At 64.2% G+C, this 19179-nt stretch carries 17 protein-coding genes; all 17 read left to right on the plus strand.

Going from position 1 to position 19179, the window contains the following annotated elements:
• The first annotated feature begins 16 nt into the window (after window positions 1-16).
• The 17 genes from WMC41_RS07005 to WMC41_RS07085 all read left to right on the plus strand — a co-directional run bounded on the left by WMC41_RS07005 (window position 17) and on the right by WMC41_RS07085 (window position 19177).
• On the plus strand, window positions 17-1153 hold the full coding sequence (locus tag WMC41_RS07005) for an NADH-quinone oxidoreductase subunit E (protein WP_432347461.1): 1137 nt from the start codon (window positions 17-19) through the stop codon (window positions 1151-1153).
• Window positions 1154-1164: 11 nt separating this feature from the next.
• The gene (nuoF, locus tag WMC41_RS07010; RefSeq protein WP_064329778.1) at window positions 1165-2469 is read left to right on the plus strand and encodes an NADH-quinone oxidoreductase subunit NuoF; all 1305 of its coding nucleotides are present in this window, start codon (window positions 1165-1167) and stop codon (window positions 2467-2469) included.
• Window positions 2470-2473: 4 nt separating this feature from the next.
• The gene (locus tag WMC41_RS07015) at window positions 2474-3112 is read left to right on the plus strand and encodes an NADH:ubiquinone oxidoreductase (protein ID WP_432347463.1); all 639 of its coding nucleotides are present in this window, start codon (window positions 2474-2476) and stop codon (window positions 3110-3112) included.
• A 118-nt stretch (window positions 3113-3230) separates the two neighbouring features.
• A complete protein-coding gene (gene nuoG / locus WMC41_RS07020; RefSeq protein WP_432347465.1) occupies window positions 3231-5309 on the plus strand; it encodes an NADH-quinone oxidoreductase subunit NuoG in 2079 nt (692 codons plus the stop codon).
• A gap of 20 nt (window positions 5310-5329) precedes the next feature.
• Window positions 5330-6376, plus strand: a complete 1047-nt coding sequence (gene nuoH, locus WMC41_RS07025) for an NADH-quinone oxidoreductase subunit NuoH (RefSeq protein WP_432347467.1) — start codon at window positions 5330-5332, stop codon at window positions 6374-6376.
• 36 nt (window positions 6377-6412) lie between these two features.
• Window positions 6413-6904, plus strand: coding sequence for an NADH-quinone oxidoreductase subunit NuoI (gene nuoI, locus WMC41_RS07030; protein WP_023513863.1), 492 nt, complete (start codon window positions 6413-6415; stop codon window positions 6902-6904).
• A gap of 106 nt (window positions 6905-7010) precedes the next feature.
• Window positions 7011-7625: an NADH-quinone oxidoreductase subunit J gene (locus WMC41_RS07035; RefSeq protein WP_244765823.1), complete on the plus strand. Its 615-nt coding sequence runs from the start codon at window positions 7011-7013 to the stop codon at window positions 7623-7625.
• Between the two features lie 27 nt (window positions 7626-7652).
• Window positions 7653-7961: an NADH-quinone oxidoreductase subunit NuoK gene (gene nuoK, locus WMC41_RS07040; protein WP_160860343.1), complete on the plus strand. Its 309-nt coding sequence runs from the start codon at window positions 7653-7655 to the stop codon at window positions 7959-7961.
• A 7-nt stretch (window positions 7962-7968) separates the two neighbouring features.
• Window positions 7969-9966, plus strand: a complete 1998-nt coding sequence (nuoL, locus tag WMC41_RS07045) for an NADH-quinone oxidoreductase subunit L (RefSeq protein WP_432347470.1) — start codon at window positions 7969-7971, stop codon at window positions 9964-9966.
• Window positions 9966-11477, plus strand: coding sequence for an NADH-quinone oxidoreductase subunit M (locus tag WMC41_RS07050; protein ID WP_244765821.1), 1512 nt, complete (start codon window positions 9966-9968; stop codon window positions 11475-11477). The genes nuoL and WMC41_RS07050 overlap by 1 nt, the downstream gene beginning before the upstream one ends.
• Before the next feature lie 17 nt (window positions 11478-11494).
• The gene (gene nuoN, locus WMC41_RS07055) at window positions 11495-12937 is read left to right on the plus strand and encodes an NADH-quinone oxidoreductase subunit NuoN (protein ID WP_244765820.1); all 1443 of its coding nucleotides are present in this window, start codon (window positions 11495-11497) and stop codon (window positions 12935-12937) included.
• Complete coding sequence (locus WMC41_RS07060) at window positions 12934-13701, plus strand: biotin--[acetyl-CoA-carboxylase] ligase (RefSeq protein WP_244765819.1); 768 nt, start codon at window positions 12934-12936, stop codon at window positions 13699-13701. The genes nuoN and WMC41_RS07060 overlap by 4 nt, the downstream gene beginning before the upstream one ends.
• Window positions 13702-13716: 15 nt before the next feature.
• Window positions 13717-15384, plus strand: a complete 1668-nt coding sequence (locus WMC41_RS07065) for a ribonuclease J (protein ID WP_244765818.1) — start codon at window positions 13717-13719, stop codon at window positions 15382-15384.
• A 137-nt stretch (window positions 15385-15521) separates the two neighbouring features.
• Entirely contained in the window at window positions 15522-15791 is a 270-nt protein-coding gene (locus WMC41_RS07070) for a DUF1467 family protein (RefSeq protein WP_288083317.1), read from the plus strand.
• Between the two features lie 83 nt (window positions 15792-15874).
• Complete coding sequence (locus tag WMC41_RS07075) at window positions 15875-16171, plus strand: hypothetical protein (RefSeq protein ID WP_432347473.1); 297 nt, start codon at window positions 15875-15877, stop codon at window positions 16169-16171.
• Between the two features lie 333 nt (window positions 16172-16504).
• On the plus strand, window positions 16505-17833 hold the full coding sequence (gene proS / locus WMC41_RS07080) for a proline--tRNA ligase (RefSeq protein ID WP_432347475.1): 1329 nt from the start codon (window positions 16505-16507) through the stop codon (window positions 17831-17833).
• 36 nt (window positions 17834-17869) lie between these two features.
• A complete protein-coding gene (locus WMC41_RS07085) occupies window positions 17870-19177 on the plus strand; it encodes a lipoprotein-releasing ABC transporter permease subunit (RefSeq protein WP_432347477.1) in 1308 nt (435 codons plus the stop codon).
• Window positions 19178-19179: the final 2 nt, after the last annotated feature.

Raw genomic sequence — 19179 nt, forward strand, 5'->3', positions numbered from 1 at the left:
GACAAGGCGTTACAGAATGTCCGTTCGTCGACTAGCCGATGACAATGTCCAGCCCGCCAGCTTCGCCTTCACCAAGGAGAACGCGGCCTGGGCCAAGGCAACGATCAACAAGTATCCGAAGGGCCGCCAGCAGTCGGCGGTCATCCCGCTTCTGATGCGGGCGCAGGAGCAGGACGGCTGGGTCACCAAGGCGGCGATCGAATCCGTCGCCGACATGCTCGGCATGGCCTATATCCGCGTGCTCGAGGTCGCGACCTTCTACACCCAGTTCCAGCTGCTGCCGGTCGGTACGCGCGCCCATGTCCAGGTCTGCGGCACGACGCCCTGCATGCTGCGCGGCGCGGAAGACCTGATCAATGTCTGCAAGAAGCGCATCCATCCCGAGCCCTTCCATCTCAACGATACGGGCACGCTCTCCTGGGAAGAGGTCGAGTGTCAGGGCGCCTGCGTCAACGCGCCGATGATCATGATCTTCAAGGACAGCTATGAGGACCTGACGGCGACGCAGCTCGAGCACATCATCGACCGTTTCGATGCCGGCAAGGGCGCCGACATCACGCCCGGCCCGCAGGTCGACCGCATCTTCTCCGCCCCGGTCGGCGGCCTCACCAGCCTCAACGAGCCGGAAGCGGCCGCGAAGAAGGCGCCGGCCCGTGCCCGGAAGACCGAGGAGGAGAGCGTCAGCGTTCCCCCGTCGAATGCCGCAAAGCCGAAGACGGATGCCGTCGAGACTGATCCCAAGCTGAAGACGCCGGCGACCGCCAAGGCCGAAGCGGCCGCCAACACCAAGGTGACCGGTGACACGCGCGCCGAAGGCGGCGATGACGCCGCCAAGCAGCCGATCGCGGCAGCCACCGGCAAGCCGTCGCTGGAAGACAAGAACCGTCCGGCCGGCATCGCCCGCCCGCAAACGCCCGACGACCTGAAGCTCATCTCCGGCGTCGGCCCGAAGATCGAGGGCATCTTGCACGAGCTCGGCATCTTCACCTTCGCGCAGGTCGCGGCCTGGAAGAAGGCGGAGCGCGAATGGGTCGATTCCTATCTGAATTTCAAGGGCCGCATCGAGCGCGACGACTGGGTCAAGCAGGCCAAGGCGCTCGCCAAGGGCGGCGAAGCGGAATACATCCGCGTCTTCGGCAAGAAGCCGCGGTAAAGGGGTGAATCATGCTTAAGGACCAGGATCGCATCTTCACCAACATCTACGGCACCAAGGACAAGTCGCTGAAGGGCGCCATGGCCCGCGGCCATTGGGACGGCACCAAGCAGCTGCTCGAAAAGGGCCGTGACTGGATCGTCAACGAGGTCAAGGCCTCGGGCCTGCGCGGCCGCGGCGGCGCCGGCTTCCCGACAGGCCTCAAATGGTCCTTCATGCCGAAGGAATCCGACGGCCGTCCGCACTATCTCGTCGTCAACGCCGACGAATCCGAACCCGGCACCTGCAAGGACCGCGATATCCTGCGCCACGATCCGCACACGCTGATCGAAGGCTGCGTCGTCGCCTCCTTCGCCATGGGCGCGAACGCCGCCTATATCTATGTGCGCGGCGAGTTCATCCGCGAGCGCGAGGCGCTGCAGGCGGCGATCGACGAGTGCTACGACGCCGGCCTTCTCGGCAAGAACAACAAGCTCGGCTACGATATCGACATCTATGTCCACCACGGCGCCGGCGCCTATATCTGCGGCGAAGAGACCGCGCTGCTCGAAAGCCTGGAAGGCAAGAAGGGCCAGCCGCGCCTGAAGCCGCCGTTCCCGGCGAATATGGGCCTCTATGGCTGCCCGACGACGGTCAACAACGTCGAATCGATCGCCGTGACACCGACCATCCTGCGCCGCGGCGCGAGCTGGTTCTCCTCGTTCGGCCGCCCGAACAATGTCGGCACCAAGCTGTTCATGATGTCCGGCCACGTCAACCGTCCCTGCACGGTCGAGGAGGCCATGGGCATCTCCTTCAAGGAAATGGTCGAAAAGCACGGCGGCGGCATCCGCGGCGGCTGGGACAACCTGCTTGCCGTCATCCCCGGCGGCGCATCCTGCCCGGTCGTCAAGGCCGAGGACATGATGAACGTCACGCTCGACTTCGACGGCCTGCGCGAGGTGAAATCCTCCTTCGGCACCGGCGGCATGATCATCATGGATCGCTCGACCGACATCATCAAGGCGATCTGGCGCATCTCGGCCTTCTTCAAGCACGAGAGCTGCGGCCAGTGCACGCCGTGCCGCGAAGGCACGGGCTGGATGATGCGCGTCATGGAGCGCATGGTGCGGGGCAATGCGCAGAAGCGCGAAATCGACATGCTGTTCGACGTGACGAAGCAGATCGAAGGCCACACGATCTGCGCCCTCGGCGATGCGGCGGCCTGGCCGATCCAGGGCCTCATCCGCAATTTCCGCCCGGAAATCGAGGCACGCATCGACCAGTACACGGCCAACGCCATGGCGCATGGCGCCGTGCTCGAAGCAGCGGAGTAAGGCGATGAAGACGCCGGCAGGACAGGATGCGAATGCAACCAGGGTTCAGCCGGCGGAAGCCGGCGGGAACGATCCTTTCGGGCTCGCGCCCTGGCTGAGGGAGATGCCGGACATGCCGCTGATGGCCCATCCGGTGGCGGCGATGGCCGCGACGACCGCGATCGGCTTCGGCATTGCGGGCCAGATGGCCGGTGCGATGCTGGGCCTGATGCAGAGTGCGGCGGAGCGGGCCAAGGTGGTGCTCGACGAGGCCGCGGCGCTGGCGGCGGAGCCGCAGCCGGTGGAGCCGGTCAAGGCGAAGCCGGCGCTGACCGTGGTGCCGAAGGCGGAAAAGCCCGCCGTGGCGAAGACGGTGACGGTGGCGCGCGAGAAAAGCGCGACGCCGAAGGCGGCCGGCGCCAGGCCGGCGCGCAAGGTGCCGGCGGCAAAGACCGCCAAGGCCGATGACCTGAAAGCGATTTCGGGCATCGGGCCGAAGCTGGAGCAGGTGCTGAACGGCATGGGCTTCCGGCGCTATGCCGACATCGTGGGCCTGACGCCCGCCGATGTCGCAAGGATCGAAGCCGAACTCGGTTTCGCAGGGCGCATCGCCCGCGATGGCTGGGTGGAGCAGGCAAAGGCGCTGGCAAAGGGCAGGGGCTGAGACCCCGCCGGAACCGGCAGATGGAACAAGGCCGAAGGGACGGGACCCGGACCTGAGGCTGGACAGAATGGCGCTGGCAAGACGCGGGGCTTTCCCGCGTCAAAAGCGGGATTGAGATATGGCAAAGCTGAAAGTCGACGGAAAAGAAATCGAAGTCCCGGATCACTTCACGCTGCTTCAGGCGTGCGAGGAGGCCGGCGCCGAGGTTCCGCGCTTCTGTTTCCACGAGCGGCTGTCGGTTGCCGGCAACTGCCGCATGTGCCTCGTCGAGGTGAAGGGCGGCCCGCCGAAGCCGGCGGCCTCCTGCGCCATGGGCGTCAGGGACCTGCGCCCCGGCCCGAACGGCGAGCCGCCCGAAGTCTTCACGACCACGCCGATGGTCAAGAAGGCGCGCGAGGGCGTGATGGAGTTCCTGCTCATCAACCACCCGCTCGACTGCCCGATCTGCGACCAGGGCGGCGAATGCGACCTGCAGGACCAGGCGATGGCCTTCGGCATCGACAGTTCGCGCTACGCGGAGAACAAGCGCGCGGTCGAGGACAAGTATATCGGCCCGCTCGTCAAGACGATCATGAACCGCTGCATCCACTGCACGCGCTGCGTCCGCTTCACGACGGAAGTGGCCGGCATCACCGAGCTCGGCCTGATCGGCCGCGGCGAGGATGCCGAGATCACCACCTATCTCGAACAGGCGATGACCTCCGAGCTGCAGGGCAACGTGGTCGACCTCTGCCCGGTCGGCGCGCTGACCTCCAAGCCCTTCGCTTTCACCGCCCGCCCGTGGGAATTGAACAAAACCGAATCGATCGACGTCATGGACGCCGTCGGCTCCGCGATCCGCGTCGATACCCGCGGCCGCGAGGTGATGCGCATCCTGCCGCGCGTCAACGAGGAGATCAACGAGGAGTGGATTTCCGACAAGACCCGCTTCATCTGGGACGGCCTGAAGACCCAGCGTCTCGACCGCCCCTATGTCCGCAAGGACGGCCGTCTGCAGCCCGCCAGCTGGGCCGAGGCCTTCGGCGCCATCAAGGCCGCTGTCGCCGGCAAGCCGGGCGACCGCATCGGCGCGATCGCCGGCGACCTCGCCTCGGTCGAGGAGATCTACGCGCTGCGCGAACTGATGACCGCGCTCGGCTCGACGAATGTCGACTGCCGCCAGGACGGTTCGGTGCTCGATCCGTCGCTCGGCCGTGCCAGCTACCTGTTCAACCCGACCATCGAGGGCATAGAGCAGGCCGACGCGCTGCTCATCGTCGGCGCCAATCCGCGCCTCGAAGCCGCCGTGCTCAACGCCCGCATCCGCAAGCGCTGGCGCATGGACAACTTCCCGATCGGCGTGATCGGCGTCGAGGGCGAGCTGCGCTACGACTACGACTATCTCGGCGCCGGCACGGACACGCTTTCGGCCCTCATCGACGGCTCGCTCTCCTTTGCCGAAAAGCTGAAGAAGGCCGAACGCCCGATGATCATCGTCGGCCAGGGCGCGCTGTCGCGCGCCGATGGTCTCGCCGTTCTCTCGGCCGTCGCGAAGCTGGCGGAAAGCGTCGGCGCGGTGACGGCGGACTGGAACGGCCTTGCGGTCCTCCACACCGCGGCCGCGCGCGTCGGCGGCCTCGACCTCGGCTTCGTGCCGGGCGAGGGCGGCAAGACCGCGGCCGAGATGCTGACCGGCACGGACGTGCTCTTCCTGCTCGGCGCGGACGAAATGGACTTTTCCAACAAGACCGCCTTCACGGTCTATATCGGCTCGCACGGCGACAATGCGGCGCATGTTGCCGACGTCATCCTGCCGGGCGCGACCTATACCGAGAAGTCGGGGACCTGGGTCAACACCGAGGGCCGCGTCCAGATGGGCAACCGCGCCGGCTTCGCGCCGGGCGACGCCCGTGAGGACTGGGCGATCCTGCGTGCGCTGTCCGACGTGCTCGGCAAGAAGCTGCCCTTCGATTCGCTGGTGCAGCTGAGAGCGAAACTCCACGCCGCACACCCGCATTTCGCCGCGATCGACGAGATTGCGGCGGGCGATATCGCCGATCTTTCCGCACTTGCGAAAAAAGGCGGGACGATGGCGAATTCCGGGTTTGCGTCTCCGATCAAAGACTTCTATTTGACGAACCCGATAGCGCGCGCCTCCGCGGTCATGGCCGAATGCTCGGCGCTGGCCCGCAACAATTTCAAAGCCGCGGCGGAATGAGCGCGAAGGGATAAAGCATTATGGACGCTTTCGTTTCGACCTATGTTTGGCCCGGCCTGATCATGGTGGCCCAGTCGCTGCTGCTCCTGGTCGCGCTCCTGGTCTTCATCGCCTATATCCTGCTCGCCGACCGCAAGATCTGGGCGGCCGTGCAGCTGCGCCGTGGTCCGAACGTCGTCGGCCCCTGGGGTCTCTTCCAGTCCTTCGCCGACCTTCTGAAATTCGTCTTCAAGGAGCCGGTGATCCCGGCGACGGCCAACAAGGCGATCTTCCTGCTCGCCCCGCTCGTCTCCGTGACGCTGGCGCTCGCCACCTGGGCGGTCGTGCCGCTCAACGACGGCTGGGTGATCGCCAACATCAATGTCGGCATCCTCTACATCTTCGCGATCTCCTCGCTCGAAGTCTACGGCATCATCATGGGCGGCTGGGCTTCGAACTCGAAGTATCCGTTCCTCGGCGCGCTGCGCTCCGCCGCGCAGATGGTTTCCTATGAAGTCTCCATCGGCTTCGTCATCGTCACGGTGCTGCTCTGCGTCGGCTCGCTGAATCTCACGGATATCGTCAATTCGCAGCGCGACGGCCTCGGCACGATGATCGGCCTGCCGGGTTCTTTCCTGGATTGGCACTGGCTGGCGCTGTTCCCGATGTTCGTCGTGTTCTTCATCTCGGCGCTGGCCGAGACGAACCGCCCGCCCTTCGACCTGCCGGAAGCCGAATCCGAACTCGTCGCCGGCTTCATGGTCGAGTACGGCTCCACCCCATACATGATGTTCATGCTCGGCGAATATGCCGCCATCTGCCTGATGTGCGCGCTGACCACGATCCTCTTCCTCGGCGGCTGGCTGCCCCCGGTCGACGTCTGGTTCCTCAACTGGGTCCCGGGCATCATCTGGTTCGTCCTGAAGGCGTCCTTCGTCTTCTTCATGTTCGCGATGGTGAAGGCCTTCGTGCCGCGCTACCGCTACGACCAGCTCATGCGCCTCGGCTGGAAGGTCTTCCTGCCGATCTCGCTCGCCATGGTCGTCATCGTTGCATTCGTGCTGAAGCTCACGGGCTGGTCCGCATGAGGACCGCCCTGACCCTCAGCAGCATTGGAGCTTGAAATGGCTAGTCTTTCGCAAGCCGTAAATTCGCTGTTTCTCAAGGAATTCGTCGGGGCGTTCTTCCTGTCGATGCGCTACTTCTTCCGCCCCAAGGCGACGGTGAACTATCCCTTCGAAAAGGGCCCGGTCTCCCCGCGCTTCCGCGGCGAGCATGCGCTGCGCCGCTACCCGAACGGCGAGGAACGCTGCATCGCCTGCAAGCTGTGCGAAGCCATCTGTCCGGCTCAGGCCATCACCATCGAGGCCGGCCCCCGCCGCAACGACGGCACGCGCCGCACGGTGCGTTACGACATCGACATGGTGAAGTGCATCTATTGCGGCTTCTGCCAGGAGGCCTGCCCGGTCGACGCCATCGTCGAGGGCCCCAACTTCGAGTTCTCGACGGAAACGCGCGAAGAACTTTATTACGACAAGCAGAAGCTGCTCGAGAACGGCGATCGCTGGGAGCGGGAAATCGCCCGCAACATCGCGATGGACTCGCCCTACCGCTGATATCCGGCGCGAGGGTAAAACGAAATGCATGTGCCTGACGGCATAAGGTCGTCAGGCTTCGACGGGGGAGGGGGACCTCCTCCGGGGAAGACGAAAAGGCACCAAAATGGGTCTGCAGGCTCTATTCTTCTATCTGTTCGCCTTCGTGGCGGTGGCGTCCGCCTTCATGGTGATCGCGTCGAGGAACCCGGTCTATTCCGTGCTGTTCCTGATCCTCACCTTCTTCAATTCGGCGGGCCTCTTCCTCCTGACGGGCGCCGAGTTCCTGGCGATGATCCTGCTGGTCGTCTATGTCGGCGCCGTTGCGGTTCTCTTCCTCTTCGTCGTGATGATGCTCGACATCGATTTCGCCGAACTCAGGGCCGGTGCGCTGGAATATGCGCCGGTAGGCGCACTGATCGGCCTGATCCTCGCGATCGAGCTCGTGGTCGTCGTCGGCGGCTCGACGCTCTCGCCGGAGATCGCCGCCAATGCCTCGATGCCGATCCCGCCGGTCGCCGAGCGCACCAACACGGCCGCCCTCGGCGACGTGCTCTATACGCACTACGTCTATTTCTTCCAGATCGCCGGCCTCGTGCTGCTCGTCGCCATGATCGGCGCGATCGTGCTGACGCTGCGTCACAAGCCGCATATCAAGCGCCAGGATATCCCGACGCAGGTCGCCCGCACGCCGGAGACCGCCGTCGAGGTGGTCAAGGTGAAGCCCGGTCAGGGCATCTGAGGCAGCGCGGACCCAAGGAAAAGCATCATGGAAATCGGTATTTCCCACTATCTCACCGTCAGCGCCATCCTCTTCACCCTCGGCGTCTTCGGCATCTTCCTGAACCGGAAGAACGTCATCGTCATTCTGATGTCGATCGAATTGATCCTGCTTGCGGTCAACATCAACATGGTGGCCTTCTCGGCCTTCCTGAACGACATCGTCGGCCAGGTCTTCGCGCTGTTCATTCTGACCGTCGCGGCTGCGGAAGCGGCCATCGGTCTTGCAATTCTCGTCGTCTTCTACCGCAACCGCGGTTCGATCGCCGTCGAAGACGTCAATATGATGAAGGGCTGATCGGGTCATGGATACCATCATCAAGGCAATCGTCTTCCTTCCGCTGATCGGCTTCCTGATCGCCGGCATCGGCGGCAATGCCATCGGCGCCAAGGCGTCCGAATACGTCACGTCCGGCTTCATGATCATCGCGGCCGTGCTGTCGTGGATCGTCTTCTTCGACGTCGCCATGGGCGAGACGGAGATGATCAAGGTCAGCGTGCTGCGCTGGATCCAGTCCGGCGGCTTCGATGTCGAATGGGCGTTCCGCGTCGATACGCTGACGGCCGTCATGCTCGTCGTCGTGAACTCCGTCTCGACGCTGGTGCACGTCTACTCGATCGGCTACATGCACCACGATCCGCACCGGCCGCGTTTCTTCGCGTATCTGTCGCTCTTCACCTTCGCCATGCTCATGCTGGTGACGTCCGACAACCTCCTGCAGATGTTCTTCGGCTGGGAAGGCGTGGGCCTTGCGTCCTACCTGCTCATCGGCTTCTGGTACAAGAAGCCGTCGGCCTGCGCTGCCGCCATGAAGGCCTTCATCGTCAACCGCGTCGGCGACTTCGGCTTCATCCTCGGCATTTCCAGCGTGTTCGTGCTCTTCGGCTCGATCAATCTGGAGACGATCTTCGCGACGGCCGCGACCTACCTGCCGGCCGAAGGCGCCGCGGATGCCGCCGATCCCGTCATCACGCTGTTCGGCATGAGCCTCGACAAGTCGCATGCGCTGACCGCCACCTGCCTGCTGCTCTTCATGGGCGCGATGGGTAAGTCGGCGCAGTTCCTGCTGCACACCTGGCTGCCGGACGCCATGGAAGGCCCGACGCCGGTTTCGGCGCTCATCCATGCCGCGACCATGGTCACTGCAGGCGTCTTCCTCGTCGCCCGCATGTCGCCGCTCTTCGAACTGTCGCATGACGCCCTCGTGGTCGTGACGCTCGTCGGCGCCATCACCGCCTTCTTCGCGGCGACCGTCGGTCTCGTGCAGAACGACATCAAGCGCGTCATCGCCTATTCGACCTGCTCGCAGCTCGGCTACATGTTCGTCGCGCTCGGTATCGGCGCCTACGGCGCGGCAATCTTCCACCTCTTCACGCACGCCTTCTTCAAGGCGCTCTTGTTCCTCGGCGCGGGCTCCGTGATCCATGCCGTCGATGGCGAGCAGGACATGCGCTACATGGGCGGTCTTCGCAAGCACATCCCGGTCACCTTCTGGATGATGACGATCGGCACGCTGGCGCTGACCGGCGTCGGCATCCCGGGCACCGTCATCGGCTTTGCCGGCTTCTTTTCGAAGGACGCGATCATCGAATCGGCCTTCGCCTCGCACAGCCCGGTTGCCGGCTTCGCCTTCGTGCTGCTGGTCATCGCCGCGCTGTTCACCAGCTTCTACTCCTGGCGCCTGGCGTTCATGACCTTCTTCGGCAAGCCGCGTGCCTCCGCCGACGTCATGCACCATGTGCACGAATCGCCGGCCGTCATGCTGATCCCGCTCTATCTGCTGGCTGCCGGCGCGGTGGTCGCGGGCGTGATCTTCGTGGAGTACTTCTACGGCCATCACTATGACGAGTTCTGGCAGGGCGCGCTCTTCACGCTTCCCGACAACCATCTCGTGCACGAGTTCCACAATGTGCCGAAGTGGGTGAAGTGGAGCCCGTTCGCCGCCATGGCCATCGGCTTCGTTACCGCCTGGTACATGTACATCCGCTCGCCGGAAACGCCGAAATACCTCGCCGAGCAGCACCGCGGCCTCTACCTGTTCCTGCTCAACAAGTGGTATTTCGACGAACTGTACGACTTCATCTTCGTCCGCCCGGCCAAGTGGCTCGGCAAGTTCCTCTGGAAGAAGGGTGACGGCGCCGTCATCGACGGCCTCGGCCCGAACGGCATCGCCGCCCGCGTCGTGGACGTCACGGATCGCGTCGTCCGCCTCCAGACCGGTTACCTCTATCACTACGCATTCGCGATGCTGCTGGGTATTGCGGCACTCGTTACCTGGATGATGCTCGGGAGCTCCCTCTGATGACCGATTGGCCCATTCTTTCAGCGGTCACCTTCCTCCCGCTCGTCGGCGTGGCGCTTCTGCTGCTGACCCGCGAGGACAGCCCGTACGGCCGCCGCAACATCCTGAACGTCGCGCTGCTGACGACGGTCTTCACCTTCGTGCTCTCGCTCTTCATCTGGATCGGCTTCGACAATTCGAACCCCGGCTTCCAGATGGTCGAGAAGGCCGAATGGCTCGGCACCGGCATTTCCTACCATCTCGGCGTCGACGGCATCTCCATGCTGTTCGTCATCCTGTCGACCTTCCTGATGCCGTTCTGCGTGCTCGCAAGCTGGCATTCGGTCGAAAAGCGCCTGCGCGAATACATGATCGCCTTCCTGCTCCTGGAAGTGTTCATGGTCGGCGTCTTCGTCTCGCTCGACATCGTGCTCTTCTACGTCTTCTTCGAGGCGGGCCTCATCCCGATGTTCATCATCATCGGCGTGTGGGGCGGCAAGGATCGCGTCTACGCATCCTACAAGTTCTTCCTCTATACCCTGCTCGGCTCGGTGCTGATGCTGCTCGCCATCATGGCGATGTACTGGCAGGCCGGCACGACCGACATCACGGAACTGCTCGCCTACAACTTCCCGGCCCACATGCAGACCTGGCTGTGGCTCGCCTTCTTCGCCTCCTTCGCGGTGAAGATGCCGATGTGGCCGGTGCACACCTGGCTTCCCGATGCGCACGTCCAGGCGCCGACGGCAGGCTCCGTCATCCTGGCGGGCGTGCTGCTGAAGCTCGGCGGCTACGGTTTCATCCGCTTCTCGCTCGCCATGTTCCCGCTTGCCTCCGACTATTTCGCGCCCTTCGTCTTCGCGCTGTCGGTCATCGCCATCATCTACACCTCGCTGGTCGCGATGATGCAGGACGACATCAAGAAGCTGATCGCCTATTCGTCGGTCGCCCACATGGGCTACGTGACCATGGGCATCTTCGCGGCGAATGCTCAAGGGTTGCAGGGCGCCATCTTCCAGATGCTGTCGCACGGCATCGTCTCGGGCGCGCTCTTCCTGTGCGTCGGCGTCGTCTATGACCGGCTGCACACCCGCGAGATCGCGGCCTATGGCGGCCTCGTCAACAACATGCCGAAATACGCCGTCGCCTTCATGATCTTCACCATGGCGAATGTCGGCCTTCCGGGCACCTCGGGCTTCGTCGGCGAGTTCATGACGCTGATCGGCGTCTTCCGCGCCAACACCTGGGTCGCGCTCTTCGCCACGACCGGCGTCATCCTTTCGGCCTCCTATGCCCTCTGGCTCTACCGCCGGGTGATCTTCGGCGCGCTGGAGAAGGAAAGCCTGAAGTCGCTGCTCGATCTCGACATGCGCGAGAAGCTGCTGCTCTATCCGCTCCTGATCCTGACGATCTTCTACGGTGTCTATCCGGCGCCGGTATTCGATGCGACGGCGGCTTCGGTCGACGCGCTGCTCAATAACTACTCCGCGGCTCTGCAGGCGGCGCAATCCGTTGCGCTTTCGGCGAACTGACGACGGGACTCGAAGACATGACCGCTGATACGATCCTTGCCAGCCTTCAACTCTCGACCCCCGAGATCATTCTTGCCGTCGGCGCCCTGGCCCTTTTGATGGTCGGCGTGTTTTCCGGCGAACGCTCGGGCACGACCGTCACGGGGCTTGCCGTCGCGCTGCTCATCATCTCCGGCCTCTGGCTCGTGCTCGCCACGGGCGAGGGCCAGGCCTATGGCGGCGCCTTCGTCTCCGATCCCTTCGCCAAGTTCATGAAGGTGCTGGCGCTGATCGGCTCGATCACCGCCATGGTGATGACCGTCGGCCACGCCCGCTCGGAGCAGCTCGACCGCTTCGAGTTCCCGGTCCTCATCGTGCTGTCGACGCTCGGCATGCTGCTGATGATCTCCGCCAACAGCCTTCTGTCGCTCTACCTCGCGCTGGAGCTCCAGTCGCTGGCGCTCTATGTCGTCGCCGCGATCAACCGCGACAGCCTGCGCTCGACGGAAGCGGGCCTCAAATATTTCGTGCTCGGCGCGCTGTCCTCGGGCATGCTGCTCTACGGCATGTCGCTGGTCTACGGCTTCACCGGCCATATCGGCTTCCAGGAGATCGCCGCGGCGCTGACGGCCGAAGGCCGCTCGCTCGGCCTCGTCTTCGGCCTGGTTTTCATCCTTGCCGGCCTTGCCTTCAAGATCTCGGCCGTGCCGTTCCACATGTGGACCCCGGACGTCTATGAGGGCGCGCCGACCCCGGTGACGGCCTTCTTCGCGGCCGCCCCGAAGGTCGCCGCCATGGCCATGCTGGTGCGCATCGTCATCGATGCCTTCGAGCCCGTCGTCGCCGACTGGCAGCAGGTCATCGTCTTCATCGCGATCGCCTCCATGCTGCTCGGCGCCTTCGCCGCCATCGGCCAGCGCAACATCAAGCGCCTGATGGCCTATTCGTCCATCGGCCATATGGGCTATGCGCTGGTCGGCCTTGCCGCCGGCTCCATGGCGGGCGTGCGCGGCGTCGCGCTCTACATGCTGATCTACATGGTCATGACGCTCGGCACCTTCGCCATCATCCTCGCCATGCGCCGCAAGGAAGGCGGCAATGTCGAGGACATCAACGACCTTGCCGGCCTCTCCTCGACCAATCCGTTCATGGCGACCGTGCTGACGATCCTGATGTTCTCGCTCGCCGGCATCCCGCCGATGGCAGGCTTCTTCGCCAAGTACTTCGTCTTCATGGCGGCCATCGAGGCGCATCTCTATGCGCTCGCCATCATCGGCGTGCTCGCCTCGGTCGTCGGCGCCTACTACTACCTGCGCATCATCAAGGTGATGTGGTTCGACGAGCCGACGGGTGAGTTCGCCCGCACGGCCGGCGAACTGAAGCTGGTCTTCGGTCTCTCCGGCCTGTTCGTCGTCGGTTACGTGCTGATCGGCGGGCCGATCGGCGCGGCTGCCGAAGCCGCCGCCCGGACCTTCTTTTGAGCGGGTCCGGCACGCACCGCCGGTTGTCGCTCGACGACTTCCGGCACGAGGCGCTCGCCGACGTGGGCTCGACCAATACGGAATGCCTGGAGCGCGCCCGAAAGGGCGCGCTTTCGGGTCTCTGGATCACGGCGGAGCGGCAGACGGGCGGCCGCGGCCGGCGCGGGCGCGCCTGGTTTTCCGAACCCGGCAACCTCTACGCCTCGCTGCTCCTGATCGATCCGGCGCCGATGGACCGGCTCGGCTCCCTGCCGCTCGCCGTCGCGGTCGCGGTGCAGGATGCGGTGAGCCGCATCATGCCGCCCGATGCGCCCGACGTGCTGATCAAGTGGCCGAACGACATCCTCGTCGATCGCCGCAAGGTCTGCGGCATCCTGATCGAGGGCGAGACGCTTCCCGACGGGCGCCATGGGCTGGTCATCGGCATCGGCATCAATGTCGCCGTGGCGCCCGACGCCGGGCTCTATCCCGTCGCAACGCTGCGTGATTTCGGTGCGGCCGCTTCTCCCGAGGAATTGTTCGCCTATCTCTTCCAGTCGATGGCGGAAACGCTGTCGCTTTGGGACGGCGGACGCGGGATTTCGGCCATCATGGAGCGCTGGAAACGGGTGGCCGGCGGCATCGGGGAAAACATCACGGTCAATCTTCCCGACCGTTCTATTTCCGGGCGCTTTTCCGGAATAGATGATACAGGTCTCCTGAAACTGGAGACGGATGACGGCGGCACGCGGTTGATCGCGGCCGGCGACGTGTTTTTTGGATAGGAATTTTAAAAGCCGATGGCAAAAGAAGACGAACTGGTATTCCTGCCGCTTGGCGGCGTCGGCGAAATCGGCATGAACCTGGCGCTCTACGGCTACGGCCCGAGGAAGAACCGCCAGTGGATCATGGTCGATTGCGGCGTCACCTTCCCGGGGCCGGACCTGCCGGGGGTCGATCTCGTGCTGCCCGATATCCGCTTCCTCGCCGAGGAGCGCAAGAACCTCAAGGGCATCATCATCACCCATGCGCACGAGGACCACTACGGTGCGCTGAACGAGCTGTGGCCCGGCCTCAACGTGCCGGTCTATGCCTCGCCCTTCACCGCCGGCATGCTGGAGGCCAAGCGCGACTACGAGAAGAGCCGCACCGAGATCCCGGTGACGATCTTCAAGCAGGGCGACCGCATCAATGTCGGCCCGTTCGAGATCGAGGCGATCGGCGTCAACCACTCCATTCCCGAGCCGATGTCGCTGGCGATCAAGACGCCGCTCGGCACGGTCATCCACACCGGCGACTGGAAGATCGACCTCGACCCGTCGCTCGGGCCGCTGACCGACGAGACCCGCTTCCGCAAGCTCGGCGACGAGGGCGTGCTGGCGCTGATCTGCGACAGCACCAATGCGGTACGCGACGGCGTCTCGCCCTCCGAGCGCGAGGTGTCGGAGAGCCTGACGAAGATCATCGAGGCCGCCGAGGGCCGGGTGGGCATCACCACCTTCTCCTCCAATGTCGGCCGTATCCGCTCCATCGCCCAGGCCGCCGAGGCCGCCGGCCGGGAGGTGCTGCTGCTCGGCAGCTCGATGAAGCGCGTCACCGAGGTGGCGCGCGACATCGGTCTGATGGAGGGCCTGAAACCCTTCATCGCGGAAGACGAGTTCGGCTATATCCCGCGCGACAAGGTCGTCGTCATCCTGACCGGCAGCCAGGGCGAGCCGCGCGCGGCCCTCGCCAAGATCGCCCGCGACGAGATGCGCAACGTCGCCTTCACCGACGGCGACACGATCATCTTCTCCTCGCGCGCCATCCCGGGCAACGAGAAGGCGATCAACGATATCAAGAATGGCCTGGTCGAGCAGGGCATCAACGTCATCACCGACAGCGAGGCGCTGGTGCACGTTTCCGGCCACCCGCGCCGCCACGAATTGCAGCAGATGTACGGCTGGACGCGCCCGAAGATGGTCGTGCCCGTCCATGGCGAGGCGGTGCATCTCACCGCCCATGCCGAGCTTGCCGAGCAATCCGGCATCGCCGCGGTGCCGCGCGTGCGCAACGGCGATATCCTGAAGCTCGCTCCCGGCGAGCCGGAGGTCGTCGACCACGCCCCCTTCGGCCGCATCTTCAAGGATGGCAACCTCATCGGCGACTATGACGAGATGGGCATCGGCGACCGCCGCAAGCTCGCCTTCGTCGGCCATGTCGCCGTCAGCGTCCTGCTCGACAGCCGCTATGATTTCATGGGCGATCCCGAGGTCGAGCCCTTCGGCCTGCCGCAGTTCGACGACGAGGGCGAGGACATGGGCGATACGCTCTATGACGCCGTGCTCGGCGCCGTCGAGAGCATCCCGCGCGCGCGCCGCAAGGACCTGGAGATGGTGCGCGAGGCCGTGCGCCGCGCCGTGCGCTCCACCGCCAACGAGATCTGGGGCAAGAAGCCCGTCGTCACCGTGTTCCTGACGAAGGTCTGACGGGATGCGCGAAAGCCCTTCGTCCTACCGGCGGGATGAGGGTCGGGCGGCAGGGGTGTGACAGCACGCCGCCTTCGCGCCGTTTGAACTTCATCCGCGACAGGCGTACAAGACCGGCTGTCGCACGAGGGCCGTCCATGCAGATCTTCTCTTATTTCGCCGTCTATTTCATCGTCTGGTGGATGACGCTGTTCGCCGTGCTTCCCTTCGGGCTGAAGACGCAGGCCGAGGCGGAGGAGGTGGTGCCCGGCACCGTGGAGAGCGCGCCTGCGCGCTTCCGCGGCGGACGTGTCGTGCTCATGACGACGCTCATCTCCGCCATCATCTACGGCATCTGGTACGTCCTGTCGGTGCGCCTCGGCTATGGCATCGATTCCATCCCGCAGTTCATGCCCGATTTCAAATGAGCGACTGCCCAAAAGGTTAACGGCCCCGTAAGGCCGGGAGCAAGCCATTCCAACCGTTCCGGGCCGCTCCGGAAAGTCTTTCCTTGATCATCGAGGCGAATGCACGTGAAAGAGGCGGGCCGAACGTTCCGTTGCCTCCGGCAAAGGCGCATTCCGCCGGATTGGCTTCACCCTACGTGAGGCGGAGTGTCGCGGGAGCGGCCGGTGTGCGCCTTTGCCGCATGGACTTTGCAGGCAAATCGGTTTCGCGGAGGCTGTTTCTGCAAAAGGCAAAAAAAAACAAGGCTGAAAGCCTTGTTTTGCAGGTATCGCGTGATCTTTATCCGTTGTGCGGTGGCAGCGTCTACGCGCGCCAAAGATCTGATCCTCCCAAGACTTGACCGCGAAATTGGCAGGAATTTGCACTTCTTGCCTGTTTTGTGGCCTGAAACTAGCCCAAACGTTAGGCGTTGTCATCCGGTTTTTTTGCATTTTTGTTACACTGGAATAAAATTTTTCCATTGACAAAGCCTGCGCAATTTCCGTTATTGGCGGCCCCATTTTTCTGCCACATTTGGCGAGGCCATCCGGGCGGTGGACAGTGCGCCGACTCGGCGCTCCGCCGCGGGCTGCCGGGTTCCCTTCCGGTGGCGAAGCGTTTATGAACGCATCAAAATCAACGTCATTTTGCCCGATTCCCGAAATAGGGCGGATCAGTCACTCCGGAACCCGATATGCGCCTTTCCCGCTTCTTCCTGCCCATCCTCAAGGAAAATCCCAAGGAGGCCGAGATCGTCTCCCACCGGCTCATGCTGCGTGCGGGCATGATCAAGCAGCAGTCCCAGGGCATCTATACCTGGCTGCCGCTGGGCAAGCGGGTTCTCGACAAGGTGAACGCCATCATCCGCGAGGAGCAGAACCGCTCCGGCGCCGTCGAGCTTCTGATGCCGACGCTGCAATCGGCCGAGCTCTGGCAGGAAAGCGGCCGCTATGATGCCTATGGCAAGGAGATGCTGCGCATCAAGGACCGCCAGGAGCGCCCGATGCTCTACGGCCCGACCAACGAGGAAATGATCACGGACGTCTTCCGCTCGTTCGTGAAGTCCTACAAGGACCTGCCGCTCAATCTCTACCATATCCAGCTGAAGTTCCGCGACGAGATCCGCCCGCGCTTCGGCACCATGCGCTCGCGCGAATTCCTGATGAAGGACGCCTATTCCTTCGACCTCGACCGCGAGGGCGCCGTGCACGCCTACAACCGCATGTTCGCGGCGTATCTGCGCACCTTCTCGCGCATGGGCCTGCGCGCCATTCCGATGCGCGCCGACACCGGCCCGATCGGCGGCGATCTCAGCCACGAATTCATCATCCTCGCCGATACGGGCGAATCGGAAGTCTTCTGCCACACGGATTTCCTGAATTTCGACATTCCGGCGGAAGACACCAACTTCGAGGACGTCGCCGGCCTGAAGGCGATCTTCGACAAGTGGACCTCGCGCTACGCGGCTACCTCCGAAATGCACGACGCGCCCGCCTTCGAGGCGATCCCGGAAGGCGAGCGCCTGTCGGCCCGCGGCATCGAGGTCGGCCACATCTTCTATTTCGGCACGAAATATTCCGAAGCCATGGGCGCCAAGGTCCAGGGCCCCGATGGCAAGGAGCATACCGTGCATATGGGCTCCTACGGCATCGGCCCGACGCGCCTCGTGCCGGCCATCATCGAAGCCTCGCATGACGAGAACGGCATCATCTGGCCGAAGGCGGTCGCGCCCTTCGAGGCGATCGTCATCAACATGAAGTCGGGCGATGCCGCCTGCGACGCGGCCTGCGAGCAGATCTATGGTGCGCTGCTGAAGTCCGGCGTCGACGTGCTCTACGACGACAAGGACGAGCGCGCCGGCGCGAAATTCGCGACCGCCGACCTCATCGGCGCGCCGGTGCAGGTCATTGCCGGTCCGCGCGGCATCGCGAACGGCGAGGTCGAGATCAAGGATCGCAAGACCGGCGAACGCGAGACGCTGACCATCGAGGCGGCGATCAACCGCCTGACGTCCGGCATTTGATGCGGCGCAGCGGCGCCGGCGGCAACGGGGGAAATCATGGCTGACGCAGCGAGCGGTGCATCTGCAACCGAGGCGCAGGCCTTCAACAAGAACCGCCCGTTCTCCGCCTTCGAGCGGATGGTCGCCTGGCGCTACCTGCGCTCCCGGCGCAAGGAAGCCTTCATCTCGGTGATTGCCGGCTTCTCCTTCATTGGCATCATGCTGGGCGTTGCGACGCTCATCATCGTCATGGCCGTCATGAACGGGTTCCGCACCGAGCTGATCTCGCGCATCCTCGGCATCAACGGCCACATGATCGTCCAGCCGATCGACACGCCGCTGAACAACTATGCCCAGCTCGCCGAGCGCCTGTCCGCGGTCCCCGGCGTCACCATGGCCATTCCGCTCGTCGAGGGCCAGACGCTCGCCTCGGGCACGGCAGGCGCCGGCACCGGCGCGCTGGTGCGCGGCGTGCGCGCCGACGATCTCGCCAAGATGAAGGCCGTCTCCGACAACATCAAGGAAGGCGATCTCGTCGGGTTCGCCTCCGGCAGCGGCGTCGCCATCGGCTCGCGCATGGCCGAGCATCTCGGCCTCAGCGCCGGCGGCCAGATCACGCTCGTCGCGCCGGAAGGCGACGTGACGCCGCTCGGCGTCAATCCGCGCGTGAAGACCTACACGGTCTCCGCCATCTTCGAGATCGGCATGTCGGAATACGACGCGTCGATCATCTACATGCCGCTTGAGGAGGCGCAGCTCTATTTCAACGCAGAGGGCGTCGTTCAGTCGATCGAGCTCTTCGTCGCCAATCCCGACGATGTCGACCAGCTGCGCCAGCCGATCGAGGCGGCGGCCGAACGGCAGATCTTCATCACCGACTGGCGCCAGCGCAACCGCACCTTCTTCTCGGCCCTGCAGGTCGAGCGCAACGTCATGTTCATGATCCTGACGCTGATCGTGCTCGTCGCCGCGCTCAACATCATCTCCGGCCTCATCATGCTGGTGAAGGACAAGGGCAGCGACATCGCGATCCTGCGCACCATGGGCGCCACATCAGGCGCCATCATGCGCATCTTCTTCATGACGGGCGCGGCGATCGGCACGGTAGGCACCTTCGCGGGCGTGCTGCTCGGCGTCATCGTCTGCCTCAACGTCGAATCGATCCGCCAGTTCTTCTCCTGGATCTCGGGCACGACGCTGTTCAACCCGGAACTCTATTTCCTCAGCCAGCTACCGGCCGACATGAATGCCGGCGAGACGATTTCGGTCATCCTCATGGCGCTGGTGCTCTCCTTCCTCGCGACGATCTTCCCTGCCTGGCGCGCCTCCAAGCTCGATCCGGTTCAGGCCCTGCGGTACGAATAGGA

It is taken from the genome of Shinella yambaruensis (genome assembly GCF_050859155.1).
Classification (GTDB): Bacteria; Pseudomonadota; Alphaproteobacteria; order Rhizobiales; family Rhizobiaceae; genus Shinella; species Shinella yambaruensis.